The organism is uncultured Bradyrhizobium sp. (genome assembly GCF_964252615.1).
GTDB lineage: Bacteria > Pseudomonadota > Alphaproteobacteria > Rhizobiales > Xanthobacteraceae > Bradyrhizobium.
This window is the reverse complement of record NZ_CAXUNQ010000007.1, coordinates 25221-38520: the sequence shown is the minus strand read 5'-3', so window position 1 is coordinate 38520 and position 13300 is coordinate 25221. Positions and strand designations below refer to the sequence as shown.

Sequence of the window (13300 nt, the reverse complement as noted above, 5' to 3'; positions counted from 1 at the left end):
GGTGGAACGACGCCGCTCTGTTGTCCTTCACTGAAGCGTCTGGCTTTGGACCAGCGTTTGATGATCCCGAAATTTGACAACGCTGGTTGCGACGGCCGCTAAGGATCGAGGTGACCATCATGCAGAGGACACTTTCTGGCCGAGCATTTTTGATTTACGCGTTGGAACAGTCTCCAGTCCGGCGTTACTGCGTTGATGCCGGACGGGATAACGCCTTAGCTCGCAGGGCGAGATAAGGAAGCGCTTCGATGTGCCAGCGGATTTATGTCCCGGGCTGATCCGTTAGTGGTTTCAACCCCAAATTCCCGTAGATATCAACGACTTGATGAACGTCCGGAAATGCCCCGCACCCCCTTCCTGCTTGCTTCACCCGCCCGCATCCTTTATCCGGTTGAGTTGCTTCGCATCGGAGCGGCCCCCGGCCGTATTTTCGCCGGGCGTCTAGTCACTTGCAGGGATATCTACCGTAATGGCCAATGTTGTCGTCGTCGGCGCCCAGTGGGGCGACGAGGGAAAGGGCAAGATCGTCGACTGGTTGTCGGAGCAGGCCGACATCGTCGTGCGCTTTCAAGGCGGCCACAATGCCGGCCATACGCTGGTGATCAACGGCGAAACCTACAAACTGGCGCTGTTGCCCTCGGGCGTGCTGCGGCCCTCGAAGCTCGCCGTGATCGGCAACGGTGTAGTGTTCGATCCGCAAGCCTTTCTCGACGAAGTGGCGAAACTGCAGAAGCAGGGCGTCACCATCAGCCCGGACAATTTGCGCGTCGCCGAAAACGTCACGCTGATCCTTCCCTTGCATCGCGAACTCGATGCCTTGCGTGAATCCTCCAATGCGGTGAGCGCGATCGGCACCACCCAGCGCGGTATCGGACCGGCCTATGAGGATAAGGTCGGCCGCCGCGCCATCCGGCTGATGGACCTGGCCGATCCGGCAACGCTGCCTTACAAGATCGACCGGTTGCTGGCGCATCACAACGCTCTGCGTCGCGGCCATAATCTGAGCGAGATCGACGGCGCGGAAATCCTGCAAGCGCTCGTGGCGCTGGGGCCGAAGCTTCTGCCTTACGCCGAGACGGTATGGCGCCTGCTCGACCAGAAACGGCGCGAAGGCAAGCGCATCCTGTTCGAGGGCGCGCAAGGCGCGCTGCTCGACGTCGATCACGGCACCTATCCCTACGTCACCTCCTCCAACACCGTGGCGGCGCAGGCCGCGACCGGCACCGGCATGGGCCCGGGCGCGGTTGGCTATGTGCTGGGCATCTGTAAAGCCTACACGACGCGGGTCGGCCAGGGGCCGTTCCCGACCGAACTGCATGACGAGATCGGCGAGGAGATCGGCCGTCGCGGCAAGGAGTTCGGCGTCAACACCGGGCGCAAGCGGCGGTGCGGATGGTTCGATGCGGTGCTGGTACGTCAGACCGTGCGGACCTGCGGCATCAACGGCCTTGCGCTGACAAAACTCGACATTCTCGACGGGTTCGACTCCATCAAGGTCTGCATCGGCTACCGGCTGGACGGCGGCGAGATCGACCATTTGCCAGCCGGCGAGGGCGCTCAGTCCCGGGTCGAGCCGATTTACGAGACCATCGAGGGCTGGCAGGAGCCGACCGCGAATGCCCGTTCCTGGGTAGATTTGCCGGCGCAGGCCATCAAATATGTCCGGCGGGTCGAAGAATTGGTCGGCTGCCCAATTGCATTGCTTTCCACCAGCCCGGAACGCGAGGATACTATTCTGGTTCAAAACCCGTTCGAGGCTTAACGCGATGTTACCGGAAAGCCCGCACTGTTGAGTGATTATGGCTGATTACTATCCGCTGATTGCCCGCGCCATTGCCGGACTGGACCCTAGTGCCCCCGGCGAGGCCCGCCGCGCGCTCTATGAGCGGGCGCGTTCGGCGCTGATCGCGCAATTGCGCAGCGTGCAGCCGCCGCTCAGCGAATCCGAAATTACCCGGGAGCGGCTGTCGCTGGAAGAGGCGGTGCGCAAGGTGGAGTCGGAAGCCGCCCAACGCGCGCGTGAAGCCTCACGCTCCGGCCCCCGCGCCGGCGATGCGTTCCGTGCCGGCACGCCCCGTGCCAAGCCCGGCGAGCCGCCGGCCCGCGCGCGACAGCCGGCCGCGCCACAGCAGCGCAGCCCGCGGCCGGAGCCGCCCGCGCCCAAGTCCGATTTGAATCCGCAGCCGTTGCCGCCGGCCGCGCCGCCCCGGCAGTCGCAGCCCCCGGTTGGCATGCAAGATCCGGCGTTGCCGCCGACCCGCGAACGCTCCGGCGCGCCGCGCCGCCCCGACAATGCGCCGCCGCCGGCTGCGCCGCTGCCGGACCAAGCCCAGTCGCCGGGCGTACGGGGCTTTCGTGATATCGCTGCCGACGCCGACGATCTCGGCCGCGCCGCGGCCCAGGCCAACCGTTCGGCGCGAAAGACCTATGCCAATGTGCCGTCGCCCTCGCCGGAATTCGACCGGCTTGAGCCTAGCATGGAAAACCGCGGCGCTGATCCGGACGTTCCGTACTCCTACGACGAATCCGCCGAGGAAGCCGCGCGCTGGACACCGCCGCCGGATCAGCCTGGCCCGCGCCCGCGCCCGAAGCCGGAGAAGGGCAGAAAGGTCCCGCGTGGCCCCCTCGGCGGCGGCAGCTTTCCGTTCAAGAGCGCGATCGCCATTGGCATCGTGCTGATCCTTGCGGGGGCGGCGATCCTGTGGGGCCCTGCGCTGGTCTCGTTGGTGCGCACCATGCTGAAGCCTTCCGCCGTGGTGGAAGTGCCGAAGGACACCGCGACGCCTGCGCCGCGTCCGAAGATCGCCGACCGCGTCGGCCAGCCGTCGTCGGAGACGGTGGCGCCGGTGGCGCAGCGCGTGGTGCTGTATGACGAGGATCCCGCCGATCCGAAGGGCAAGCAATATGTCGGCACGGTGGTGTGGCGTACCGAGCAGATCAAGGGCACCGGCACTGCCGCCGGCGATCTCGCGGTGCGTGCCGATATCGACATTCCCGAACGCAAATTCAAGATGACCATGTCGTTCCGCCGCAACACCGACAGTTCGCTGCCCGCCAGCCACACCGCGGAACTGACCTTCATCCTGCCGCAGAATTTCGATGGCGGCGGCGTCGGCAACGTCCCCGGCATTTTGATGAAATCCAACGAGCAGGCGCGCGGCACGCCGCTCGCAGGGCTGGCGGTCAAGGTCACGGACGGCTTCTTCCTCGTCGGCCTGTCAAATGTCGAGGCCGACCGCGCCCGCAACCTGCAGCTTTTGAAAGAACGTTCGTGGTTCGACATTCCGCTGGTCTATGCCAACCAGCGCCGTGCCATCATCGCCATCGAAAAGGGCGCCCCCGGCGAACGTGCCTTCCAGGACGCGTTCGCGGCGTGGGGGGAGTAGACTTCGTCGCTTCGGCTGCGACGATGCTGCCGCGCAACCGGCAGGCAAGCCTGGATGCCGAGGCTTGCATGCTCGCGATGTCGGCACCATCTCACTGCGCATGACAATCAAACCACAAACGCGCCGCGCCGCGCCGATCATCGACCAGGAAGGGCGGGAGCTTCCGGAAGCGATCGGACGCCCGCTTGGCCAAGGTTCGTTCGATTTCCGCGCGTTCGACTTCGGAACTTCATCCGCGCCTCTCACGCGCGAGCAGCGGCTGGCGCGGCTTGATGCGCTGGCGAAACTGCTCGACGTCGCCTTCATCATTCCCGGCACCAATGTGCGCTACGGCATCGACGGGCTGATCGGACTGATTCCGGTGGTCGGCGATATCATCACGACGGCGATCTCGCTATGGCTGGTACGCGAGGCGCGCGCGCTCGGCGCACCCTGGCACGTAACCATGCGGATGCTTGGCAATGTAGCGATGGACGGCGTAGTCGGCATTGTGCCGCTGGTGGGGGACGCCTTCGATGTGATGTTCCGCGCCAACGTCCGCAACGTCAAACTGTTGCGGCGCTGGATGGACAAGCAGCCCAGACTGTAAAGGCAATAATCCGGAGCGGGACGCGGTCAGGCGGCAGCATCCGCACTGGCATCGCCGACAACGGCTTCGGCGGACGGCTCAGGAGCCCGGCGCGCCAGCGGAAATTCCGCGCTGTCATACAGGGTGCGAATGCCGTTCTGATCGAAGCGGGCTTCCTCGACCTGCAAATAGGCGCCGTTCAGCGAATCCGCCGGCAGTTCCTCAATCGCGAAACGCACCGCTTCCGCCGCGGTGTCGAAACGGCGATACGCGAAACCCGCACGTTTCTTCTTGCGGATTGCGGCAGGAAACAATTCGGCGCTGGTCTTGTAGCTGAATGCAGCCATGATGGATGACCTTCTTCTTCAAAGGAACGCATGGAAAAGACAGCCTCACCGGAGCCGATCGAGTAGGCCGCCGGCTGCTGGACGTCATTTCAAGGACAGACCCTAATATAGGCTCGTTTGCCGAAAATGCGACTCTTGGCAGCGCAGATGATGAATCCCCGCGCGTAGTCGCGCAGGCTTGAATTAACCCAGCGATTTCAGCGGTATGTATCGGTTCAGAGCTTGCCAAGCAGCAGCAGGACGATCAGAACCAGTAAAATGACGCCGCCGATGCCCATTCCGCCATGGCCCATGCCATAGCCGTAACCGCCGAAACGGCCGCTGAAGCCCCCCAGCAAAAAGATGATCAGGATAATGATGAGGATCAGTCCGAGCGACATGCGAATTTCCTCCAAAGCAGCGGTCGCCGACGACAACCGGAACCAGGAACAAAGCACATCGCGAGATTGAGTTCCATAGGTGGAACCTGCAAAGTAGCCTGTCGGCTACGTCGGTCGGGCATCCCGGAGGACGATGGGCAAAAGTTATTTCGGCTGCAGTTTGATCGCCGCGGAGTTGATGCAGTAACGCAGGCCCGTCGGTCCCGGGCCGTCTTCGAACACATGGCCGAGATGGCCATTGCACCTCGAACACAGCACTTCGGTCCGGATCATGCCGTGGCTGATGTCGCGCTCTTCATCGACATGGCTTTCGGCGGCGGGCGCCGAAAAACTCGGCCAGCCGCATCCGGAATCGAATTTGGCGTCGGATTCGAACAGTGTCTGGCCGCAGCCGGCGCAGGTGTAAGTGCCTTCGCGATGCTCATGCTCGTATTCACCCGAGAATGGCCGCTCGGTCGCCTTCTCCCGCAGCACTGCATACTGCATCGGCGTCAATTCCTTGCGCCACTCGGCTTCGCTCTTTTCGACTTTTGCGGTTTTGGTGTCAGTCATTATCTTTCCCTTCCCGTCATTGCGGGATGCGGCTTTGCGCAGGGCCGCCCCGCTCCGAATGACGGCTAATTTGTCACCCTTGCGCTGCTTACCAGTGTCGGTTTCTCGATATAGTTCTGGGCGAAGATCTTCTTCAGGTTTTCGATCTTCGGAAGGTCATTATAAGCGATATAGGGCTGGTTCGGGTGCAGCGTCAGGTAATCCTGATGATAATCCTCGGCCGTATAAAACGTTTCCAGCGGGCCGATCTTCGTAACGATCGGCTTTCTGTAAACCTTCGCGGCGTTGAGTTGCGCGACGTAGGCGTCAGCTACCTTTTTCTGCTCGTCATTGCTGGTGAAGATCGCCGAGCGATATTGCGTGCCGGAGTCCGGACCCTGACGGTTCAACTGGGTCGGATCGTGCGCCACCGAAAAGAAAATCTGCAGGATTTTGCCATAGCTGATCTTTTTCGGGTCGTACTTGATCTCGACGGCTTCGGCATGGCCGGTGGTGCCGGTGCTCACAACCGTATAGTTCGCGGTCGCCTTGCTGCCGCCGACATAACCGGACACCGCATTGACCACGCCTGCGGTGTGCTGGAATACGCCCTGCACGCCCCAGAAGCAGCCGCCAGCGATAACCGCGGTCTGGATGCCGTCGGACGCCTGAACATCCATCGCAGGAGCGGGAATGATCACGGCGTCTTCGGCAGCGCCGGAAGGGACGGCTGCGAATACGGTGATTGCCAGCGCACCAAGGGCGGCGCAAAGCGAAAGACGGCTGGATGGGTGACGGCGCATGGGAATATCCTCGTAGTGATGGCGGCCGGATCGAAGAGCAGTTTAAGGCGCGGAGCGCGGTCCGCAATCGTCACGGCTCTCTCTGGTGCAAACGAGATACGGGGCAACTTGCTCATTGTTACGGGTCTACGCACACGAGTTCGTGAATAAAACCATTATTTCCATCAAGTTAGGCGCCTGGGAACAGGCGCAACCACGCTGCGTCGAAACCGCGTCCGCGGCGATTGCTCGATTTTTCCAAGGGTTTGACGTGATAGCGCAGGCCGACAGTCGCAAGGCAATGCCTCCCGTCGAATTGTCGCGCCACCGCGCTGGCGGATTTGAGCGTTCCGACGACGAGCTTGACAATCCAAATCCGAAGTAAGCGTCGCCCCTGCTTGCGCGCGGACGAGCTTGGGATTTACACGACGATGCTCAACCGCTTCGCCGCCCGGGTGATGCCGGTATAGAGCCACCTTGCGCGGCTGTCCTGAAATGCAAAGCTTTCGTCGAACAGCACCACATCGTCCCATTGCGAGCCCTGGCTTTTGTGCACGGTGAGCACATAGCCATAGTCGAACTCGTCATAGGGTTTTCGTTGCTCCCAGGCAATTTGTTCAATGCCGCCCTCAAAGCAATCGGTTCGCACCGACACCCGGGTCACCTTGATGCCGAAATCCTCATCCGGTGACAGCCGCATGCTGAGAATCCGCGATTTCGATCTTGAGGCGGTGCGCGATTTCACCCGCCACAGCCCGCCGTTGAACAAGCCCTTTTTGCGGTTGTTGCGCAGGCAGACCAGCTTGTCGCCCGCCACCGGCAGCGGATCCTGGATGTTCTGCTTTTGCCGTACCCGCATGTTGTAGGCGCGGCGGGTGTTATTGCGTCCGACCAGCACCTGATCGGCCGACATCACGCGGTGCGGATCGAGTTCGGCGCGCGCCACCACCTCGCTCTCTCCATAGCGGCCGATGTCGAGCCCACGCCCCTCACGAACGTCCATCGACATCCGCACGATCGGGTCGTCCTGGGCCTGGCGATGCACCTCCGTCAGCATGGCGTCGGGTTCTACATTGGTAAAGAAGCCGCCGCCCTGAATCGGCGGCAATTGCGCGGGGTCCCCGAGCACCAGCAGCGGGCATTCGAACGACATCAAATCGCGGCCCAGTTCCGCGTCCACCATCGAGCATTCGTCGATCACGATGAGTTTTGCTTTCGACGCCGGCGCGTCGTCCCACAACTCGAAACTCGGCTGTTCCACGCCGGATTCGCGGGCGCGATAAATCAGGGAATGAATCGTCGAAGCGTTGTCGCATCCCTTGTTACGCATCACCAAAGCGGCCTTGCCGGTAAAGGCCGCGAATTTCACCTCGCCGCTGACGCCGTCGGCGATGTGCCGCGCCAGCGTGGTCTTGCCGGTACCGGCATAGCCGAACAGCCGGAAAACCGGCGGCGTGCCATTCCTGCCCGGTTTTGCTTTCAGCCAGTCGGCCACGGCTTTCAGCGCGGAATCCTGGTGCGGGGTGAAGCTCGGCATGGGTCTCGATGAAGGAAGGAGGGTCGCGCAGGCGACTCACATCGCAAAACTAACCATTCGCGCTGGGAGCACAAGCCGTCTTCCGCCACGCGGAATTGGGTGATGGTGGACTTGGGCTTTCGGCAGTCTACACTCCGGAAATAATGACAAACCGTCTGCGGGAGGCGCAATATGAAATTCGGCATCTTTTATGAGCTGCAGTTGCCGCGACCATGGCAAGCCGGCGGCGAATTGAAGCTTTATCAGGATGCGCTGACGCAGCTAGAACTCGCGGACCGTTGCGGCTACGACCATGCCTGGGTGGTAGAACATCATTTTCTGGAAGAATATTCGCATTCGCCATCGCCGGAGTCGTTTCTCGCCGCAGCCTCCCAGCGCACCGAAAACATCAGGCTCGGCCACGGCATCTTCCAACTCACCACCAATCATCCCGCGCGCGTCGCCGAGCGCGTCGCCGTGCTCGATCTGTTGAGCAATGGCCGCGTCGAATTCGGCATGGGCGAGAGCGCTTCGATCACCGAACTGACGCCGTTCGGCCGCGACATGGAAACCAAGAAGGAAGTGTTCGAGGAAGCTGTCCGCGCCATCTTCCCGATGTTCCAGGACGGCGGCTGCGAACACCATGGCAAGTATTTCGATATGCCCTTGCGTAATGTGGTGCCGAAGCCGGTGCAGAAGCCGCATCCGCCGCTGTGGATGGCGTGCTCGCAACTGCCGACCATCGAGCGCGCCGGCCGGTGCGGCTTCGGCGCGCTCGGCTTCCAGTTCGTCAGCGCGGACGCGGCGCATGCCTGGGTGCACGCCTATTACAACGCCATCACCAAGCGGCTGAAGAAACTCGCGGACTATGAAACCAATCCGAACATGGCGCTGGTGTCGTTCTTCATGTGCGCCAGGACCGACGAGGAGGCGCGGGCGCGCGCCGACGGAGCCACCTTCTTCCAGTTTGCACTGCGTTATTACGGCCAGGGGCAGAACAGGGCGCGCCCGGCGCCCGGCACCGTCAACATGTGGGACGAATACAACAAATGGAAGCGCGACAATCCGGAGGCGCAGGAGGCCGCCTTGCGCGGCGGCCTGATCGGTTCGCCGGAAACCATCCGCAAAAAGCTGCGGCGCTTTCGAACGTCGCATATCGACCAGGTGATCCTGCTCAACCAGGCCGGCAAGAACAGCCATGAGCACATCTGCGACTCGCTGGAACTATTCGCCAAGGAAGTGATGCCCGAATTCAGGTCCGATCCCGAACACGAACAATGGAAAACCGGGGTGCTAAGCGGTGCGATCCAGCTTGAGGAGATCGATACCGAAGCCTTCACCGACCGCTACGGCAAGCTGGCGGTAAACGTTGCGCAGTCGAAGCCGAGCGTTGCGGCGGGGTAGCTTTATTCCTCATTGCCGGGCTTGACCCTACCGGATTCACACCTCCCGTCATACGCGGGCTTGACCCGCGTATCCATCCATCTTCGGAAGAGTCGTTTCGAAGGGGATGGATTGCCGGGTCAAGCCCGGCAATGACGGCGAGATGTGTGCATCCAGTAGGACTTGACCCGGCAATCCATCTTTCTAAAACGACTCTTGCGAGATGATGGATGCGCGGGTCAGGCCCGCGCATGACGGAGGAGATCCTTGGCGATGGAACGCAAGCTTCTTCAGATCGCCGTCGCCCTCGCGGGTCTGGTCGGCGTCGGCTTCGGGCTCGCGGGCGTGGTGTTCGGCACGGCGTTCACGGACATCTTCGATGACGGCGCTATCGATTCCTCGGTACGTTTTTTCAAGGGCATGCTGCTGGCCATCGGGCTGATCTACTGGTCGTGCATTCCCGGCATCGAGCGCCGTTCCGAGCGGATGACGCTGGTCACCTTCATCCTGGTAGTCGGAGCGGCGTCGCGCCTGATGGCCGTAATCGGCCATGGCGTGGCAAGCCTCGGCATCCTGCTCAGCCTGGCGGCGGGCTTGATCCTGGTGCCGCTATTGTGGCTGTGGCAGCGTCACGTCGCTGAAGCCGCCCAACGCGGCGCGTACACCTGAATGAAACGCGCGGGATTCTGGATTTTCTATTGCGTCGGCGCATTGGCGATCGGCTACCTCGCGCTCTATGCCTATGCGGCCTTCACCGGACGCGATCTGCAGCCCGGCGATCCGATCCACATTTTCCGCAAGCCGGACGCGCCGAGCTATTCGTAAGTCTCGTGTCCCGGTCGCGCTGCAGCGCGTGGCTGTTACTTCGCTGCATCGCGCCCGTGACGCGATTACGCCGTCGCCGCCACCCGATAACAGTCCCCCGCCCCCGCGCCCGCCGGCGTGATCGGCAGGCCGCCATCGGCATATTCGTTGAGCTTGTTGCGCAGGGTGCGGATCGAGATGCCCAGGATATTCGCAGCGTGGGTGCGATTGCCGAGACAATGCTTCAACGTCTCGAGAATGAGGTCGCGCTCTACGTCGGCGACGGTGCGGCCGACCAGCGCGCGCGTGACCTGCTCGGCGGCGAAGGTTGCATGGGCCACCGCCGGCGCGGTTTTGGCGAGGTCGAGGCGGTCGCCGTCCGGCGTCAGGATCGCCTCGGCGCCGATCTCGTCGCCTTGGGCCATCAGCACGGAGCGGTGGATGGTGTTTTCCAGTTCACGGACGTTGCCTTGCCAGCGATTGGTGGTCAGCACGCGCCGCGCATCGGCCGAGATCGGGCGCACCGGCACGCCGTTGGCATCGGCGTATTTGCGCGCGAAATGCTGCGCCAGTTCGAGGATGTCGGCGGGACGCTCGCGCAGCGGCGGAATTTTAAGGTTCACCACATTGAGCCGGAACAGCAAATCTTCGCGGAAACAACCCTCGCGCACGGCATCGGCGAGGTTGCGGTTAGAGGTGGCGACGATGCGGATGTCGATCGGCACGGGTCGGGTGCCGCCGACGCGGTCGATGACCCGTTCCTGGATGGCACGCAGCAGTTTCGATTGCAGCCGCACATCCATTTCGGAAATCTCGTCCAGCAGCAGCGTGCCGCCGGTAGCTTCCTCGAACTTGCCGATCCGCCGGGCGATGGCGCCGGTGAACGCCCCCTTCTCATGGCCGAACAGTTCGGATTCCAGCAGATGTTCGGGAATCGCCGCGCAATTGATGCTGATGAACGGCTTCCTGGCGCGGTTGGAGCGGGTATGGACATAGCGTGCCAGCACCTCCTTGCCGGTGCCGGATTCGCCGGTGATCATCACCGACGCATCGGAGCCGGCAATCTGCTGCGCCAGCCGGATCACTTTCGCCATCGCCTCGTCGCGATAGACGAGGTCGCGCGAATCATTGGCGACGGCGGCGAGAACCGCCGCGATCAATTCCGGGTCGGGCGGCAGGGGGATGTATTCCTTGGCGCCGGCGTGAATCGCGGCAACCGCGGCGCGGGCATCGCTGGCGATGCCGCAGGCGACGATCGGAACGTGGATGTGTTCGGCTTCGAGCCGGATTACCAGATCGCGGATATCCAGGGCCACATCGACCAGCAAAAGGTCGGCGCCCTTGCCGCCGCGCAGCACGCGCATCGCGGTTTCGTTGTCTACCGCGTGGGTCACCGAGGCGCCGTTGTCCATCGCGATCTTGGTGGCGGTTGTAAGCTGGCCCTTCAGGGTGCCAACGATGAGAAGCCGCATGGTGTTCTCCTTGAGTCGATGCGCGCCAGTGCGCGCCGGGTCGTTGCAAAATGTCAGCTGCGTTCCGCCTTGATGATTTCCGTCATGGTCACGCCGAGCTTGTCTTCCACCAGCACGACTTCCCCGCGCGCCACCAGGCGGTTGTTGACATAGATGTCGATGGCTTCGCCAACGCGTCGGTCGAGTTCCAGCACGGTGCCGGGTCCGAGCTTCAGCAGTTCGCCGACATCCATCTTGGAACGGCCGAGAACCGCGGAAATCTGCACCGGGACGTCGAACACGGCTTCGAGATCGGCGGCGACGCGCGATATCTGTTCATCCTCGTGATATCCGATGTCGTCGACGACGGCGGTATTGGCGGCGTTGAGATCGGGAAGCGGGACGTGGGTATCGGTGGCGCTCATGGTTCGGTCCTCATGGCCAGTTCGGCCTGATCGCGGGACGCCATGTAGCGTCCGACAAGTTCGTTGATCTTGGCTTCGATTGCCGCGCGCTCCAGCATCACGCCGCCGTCAGCCCACTCGATTCGACAGTCGCCGGTGTCGATCTCCGGCTCGGCCAGGATCACCAGCCGGCCTTCGAAACCGCTCTGCTTTGCCGTCCGCTCGATCCGCTCGCGCGCCGCCTCATAAAGAGATTCGTTGACGCGGACCACCAGATGCGGCGTCGAAACCAGATGCGAAAAGCAGTCGCGTACCAGCGCCATCACCTCGGTAAGGGGTTCACCGGCCATCAATTCGCTGCACAATTTGCGCGCCACCGCGACGGCGACATCGACCGCCTCGGTTTCCATCCGGGTCTCGATGCCGGAAAACCGGGTGGCGATGGTGCGGATCGCGATGCCGATTTCCTCCAGCGCCAGCGCGGCGCGGCGATCGCTTTCGGCCCTGGCCTCGCGCATTGCGGCATCGAAGCCGTCGCGATACGCGCGCGCTTCGGCCGCCGCGATCTGCTGCGCGATCTCCGACGGCGTCGCCGCGCGCTCGCGCTTGTCGGGCGCTGAGAAGTCGATGTCGAACAGGAATTTTGCCGGAGCGCCCATCAGTACACCAGCTCGTCGTCGGCCCGGTTTTTGCTCAGCATGATCTCGCCCTTGGCCGCGAGATCCTTGGCGAGATTGACCAGGAGCGCCTGCGCCTCGTCGACGTCGCGCAAGCGCACCGGCCCAAGGGCTGCCATGTCGTCGAGCAGCATCTTGCCGGCGCGGGAGGACATGTTGCCGAGGAAGAATCCGCGAACCTCCTCGTTGGCGCTTTTCAGGGCGATGCCGAGCTTGGTCTTGTCGATGTTGCGCATCAGGGTCTGGGCCGAGGCCGAATCCAGTTTGACCAGGTCGTCGAAGGTAAACATCAGCGCCTTGATGCGTTCGGCCGATTCGCGGTTGTCCTCTTCCAGCGAGGTGATGAACCGGGTTTCAGTCTGGCGGTCGAAATTGTTGAAGATTTCGGCCATCACCTCATGGGCGTCGCGGCGGCGGGTCTGCGACAGGTTCGACATGAATTCGGTGCGCAGCGTCTGTTCGACGCGCTCGATCACCTCCTTCTGCACCGCTTCCATCTTGAGCATGCGGCCGACCACGTCGAGCGCCATGTCCTCGGGCAGGATCGCCAGCACCCGCGCGGCATGCTCGGGCTTCAGCTTCGACAGCACCACCGCAATGGTCTGCGGATATTCGTTCTTGAGATAATTGGCGAGCACCTCTTCCTGAACGTTGGAGAGTTTTTCCCACATGTTGCGGCCGGCAGGCCCGCGGATCTCGTCCATGATCCCGGTGACGCGTTCCTTCGGCAGATATTGCTGCAGCAGCCGTTCGGTGGCATCGAAATTGCCCATCAGCGCCCCGGACGCCGACATCCGTGAGACGAATTCGAGCAGCAGGTCCTCGACCACGTCGGCTTCGACGGTGCCGAGCGTCGACATGGCCATCGAAAGCTCGCGCACCTCGTCGTCCTGCAGCAGCGACCACACCTTGCCGCCATATTGTTCCCCGAGCGCCAGCATCAGGATCGCCGCGCGCTTCGGGCCGCTCATCGGCTTGCTCCTGGGGCGAGTGCTCTGACGGCTCGCCAGCGTCGCCATCACGCTGGCGATGTCGTTGCTGGTGCCGGGTGTGGTTTGCGGCACGGCCATG

At 62.7% G+C, this 13300-nt stretch carries 16 protein-coding genes; 7 read left to right on the top strand and 9 right to left on the bottom strand.

Translation table 11 applies throughout. The annotated features are described in order from the left end of the window. The first annotated feature begins 469 nt into the window (after positions 1-469). The 3 genes from ACFE72_RS06495 (at position 470) to ACFE72_RS06485 (ending at position 3975) form a co-directional block, all read left to right on the top strand. On the top strand, positions 470-1762 hold the full coding sequence (locus ACFE72_RS06495; protein ID WP_375412253.1) for an adenylosuccinate synthase: 1293 nt from the start codon (positions 470-472) through the stop codon (positions 1760-1762). Between the two features lie 37 nt (positions 1763-1799). Next, entirely contained in the window at positions 1800-3386 is a 1587-nt protein-coding gene (locus tag ACFE72_RS06490) for a hypothetical protein (RefSeq protein WP_375412252.1), read from the top strand. A gap of 100 nt (positions 3387-3486) precedes the next feature. Then, positions 3487-3975: a DUF4112 domain-containing protein gene (locus tag ACFE72_RS06485; protein ID WP_375412251.1), complete on the top strand. Its 489-nt coding sequence runs from the start codon at positions 3487-3489 to the stop codon at positions 3973-3975. Positions 3976-4001: 26 nt separating this feature from the next. Here the strand turns inward: ACFE72_RS06485 and ACFE72_RS06480 are convergent, their stop codons facing one another. The 4 genes from ACFE72_RS06480 to msrA form a co-directional block, all read right to left on the bottom strand. Beyond that, entirely contained in the window at positions 4002-4301 is a 300-nt protein-coding gene (locus tag ACFE72_RS06480; protein WP_375412250.1) for a hypothetical protein, read from the bottom strand. Positions 4302-4516: 215 nt separating this feature from the next. Then, positions 4517-4681 carry a DUF3309 family protein gene (locus tag ACFE72_RS06475; RefSeq protein ID WP_375412249.1) on the bottom strand — a complete coding sequence of 55 codons (165 nt, stop codon included), beginning with the start codon at positions 4679-4681 and terminating at the stop codon, positions 4517-4519. 144 nt (positions 4682-4825) lie between these two features. Next, positions 4826-5233, bottom strand: a complete 408-nt coding sequence (msrB, locus tag ACFE72_RS06470) for a peptide-methionine (R)-S-oxide reductase MsrB (RefSeq protein WP_375412248.1) — start codon at positions 5231-5233, stop codon at positions 4826-4828. 65 nt (positions 5234-5298) lie between these two features. Then, entirely contained in the window at positions 5299-6015 is a 717-nt protein-coding gene (gene msrA / locus ACFE72_RS06465) for a peptide-methionine (S)-S-oxide reductase MsrA (protein WP_375412247.1), read from the bottom strand. A 142-nt stretch (positions 6016-6157) separates the two neighbouring features. Here msrA and ACFE72_RS06460 point away from each other — a divergent pair, with 142 nt between their 5' ends. Continuing rightward, positions 6158-6379: a hypothetical protein gene (locus ACFE72_RS06460; RefSeq protein ID WP_375412246.1), complete on the top strand. Its 222-nt coding sequence runs from the start codon at positions 6158-6160 to the stop codon at positions 6377-6379. Positions 6380-6415: 36 nt separating this feature from the next. Here the strand turns inward: ACFE72_RS06460 and ACFE72_RS06455 are convergent, their stop codons facing one another. Next, on the bottom strand, positions 6416-7531 hold the full coding sequence (locus tag ACFE72_RS06455) for an ATP-dependent RecD-like DNA helicase (protein WP_375412245.1): 1116 nt from the start codon (positions 7529-7531) through the stop codon (positions 6416-6418). Positions 7532-7702: 171 nt separating this feature from the next. On the opposite strand from ACFE72_RS06455, the gene ACFE72_RS06450 reads away from it, so the two are divergent. The 3 genes from ACFE72_RS06450 (at position 7703) to ACFE72_RS06440 (ending at position 9718) form a co-directional block, all read left to right on the top strand. Further along, on the top strand, positions 7703-8914 hold the full coding sequence (locus ACFE72_RS06450) for an LLM class flavin-dependent oxidoreductase (RefSeq protein ID WP_375412244.1): 1212 nt from the start codon (positions 7703-7705) through the stop codon (positions 8912-8914). Positions 8915-9166: 252 nt separating this feature from the next. Beyond that, positions 9167-9562 carry a DUF4345 domain-containing protein gene (locus ACFE72_RS06445; protein WP_375412243.1) on the top strand — a complete coding sequence of 132 codons (396 nt, stop codon included), beginning with the start codon at positions 9167-9169 and terminating at the stop codon, positions 9560-9562. Next, positions 9563-9718, top strand: coding sequence for a hypothetical protein (locus ACFE72_RS06440; protein ID WP_375412242.1), 156 nt, complete (start codon positions 9563-9565; stop codon positions 9716-9718). It begins immediately after the preceding gene. Positions 9719-9783: 65 nt separating this feature from the next. Here ACFE72_RS06440 and ACFE72_RS06435 read toward each other — a convergent pair whose 3' ends face one another. From ACFE72_RS06435 to fliG, 4 genes are read right to left on the bottom strand one after another with little or no spacing between them, the layout of a single operon-like run. Further along, the gene (locus tag ACFE72_RS06435; protein WP_375412241.1) at positions 9784-11169 is read right to left on the bottom strand and encodes a sigma-54 interaction domain-containing protein; all 1386 of its coding nucleotides are present in this window, start codon (positions 11167-11169) and stop codon (positions 9784-9786) included. A 53-nt stretch (positions 11170-11222) separates the two neighbouring features. Continuing rightward, positions 11223-11573, bottom strand: a complete 351-nt coding sequence (gene fliN, locus ACFE72_RS06430) for a flagellar motor switch protein FliN (protein ID WP_375412240.1) — start codon at positions 11571-11573, stop codon at positions 11223-11225. Further along, positions 11570-12211, bottom strand: coding sequence for a FliH/SctL family protein (locus tag ACFE72_RS06425; protein WP_375412239.1), 642 nt, complete (start codon positions 12209-12211; stop codon positions 11570-11572). Before ACFE72_RS06425 ends, fliN begins: the two co-directional genes overlap by 4 nt. Next, the gene (fliG, locus tag ACFE72_RS06420) at positions 12211-13299 is read right to left on the bottom strand and encodes a flagellar motor switch protein FliG (RefSeq protein WP_375412238.1); all 1089 of its coding nucleotides are present in this window, start codon (positions 13297-13299) and stop codon (positions 12211-12213) included. The genes ACFE72_RS06425 and fliG overlap by 1 nt, the downstream gene beginning before the upstream one ends. Position 13300 lies beyond the last annotated feature (1 nt).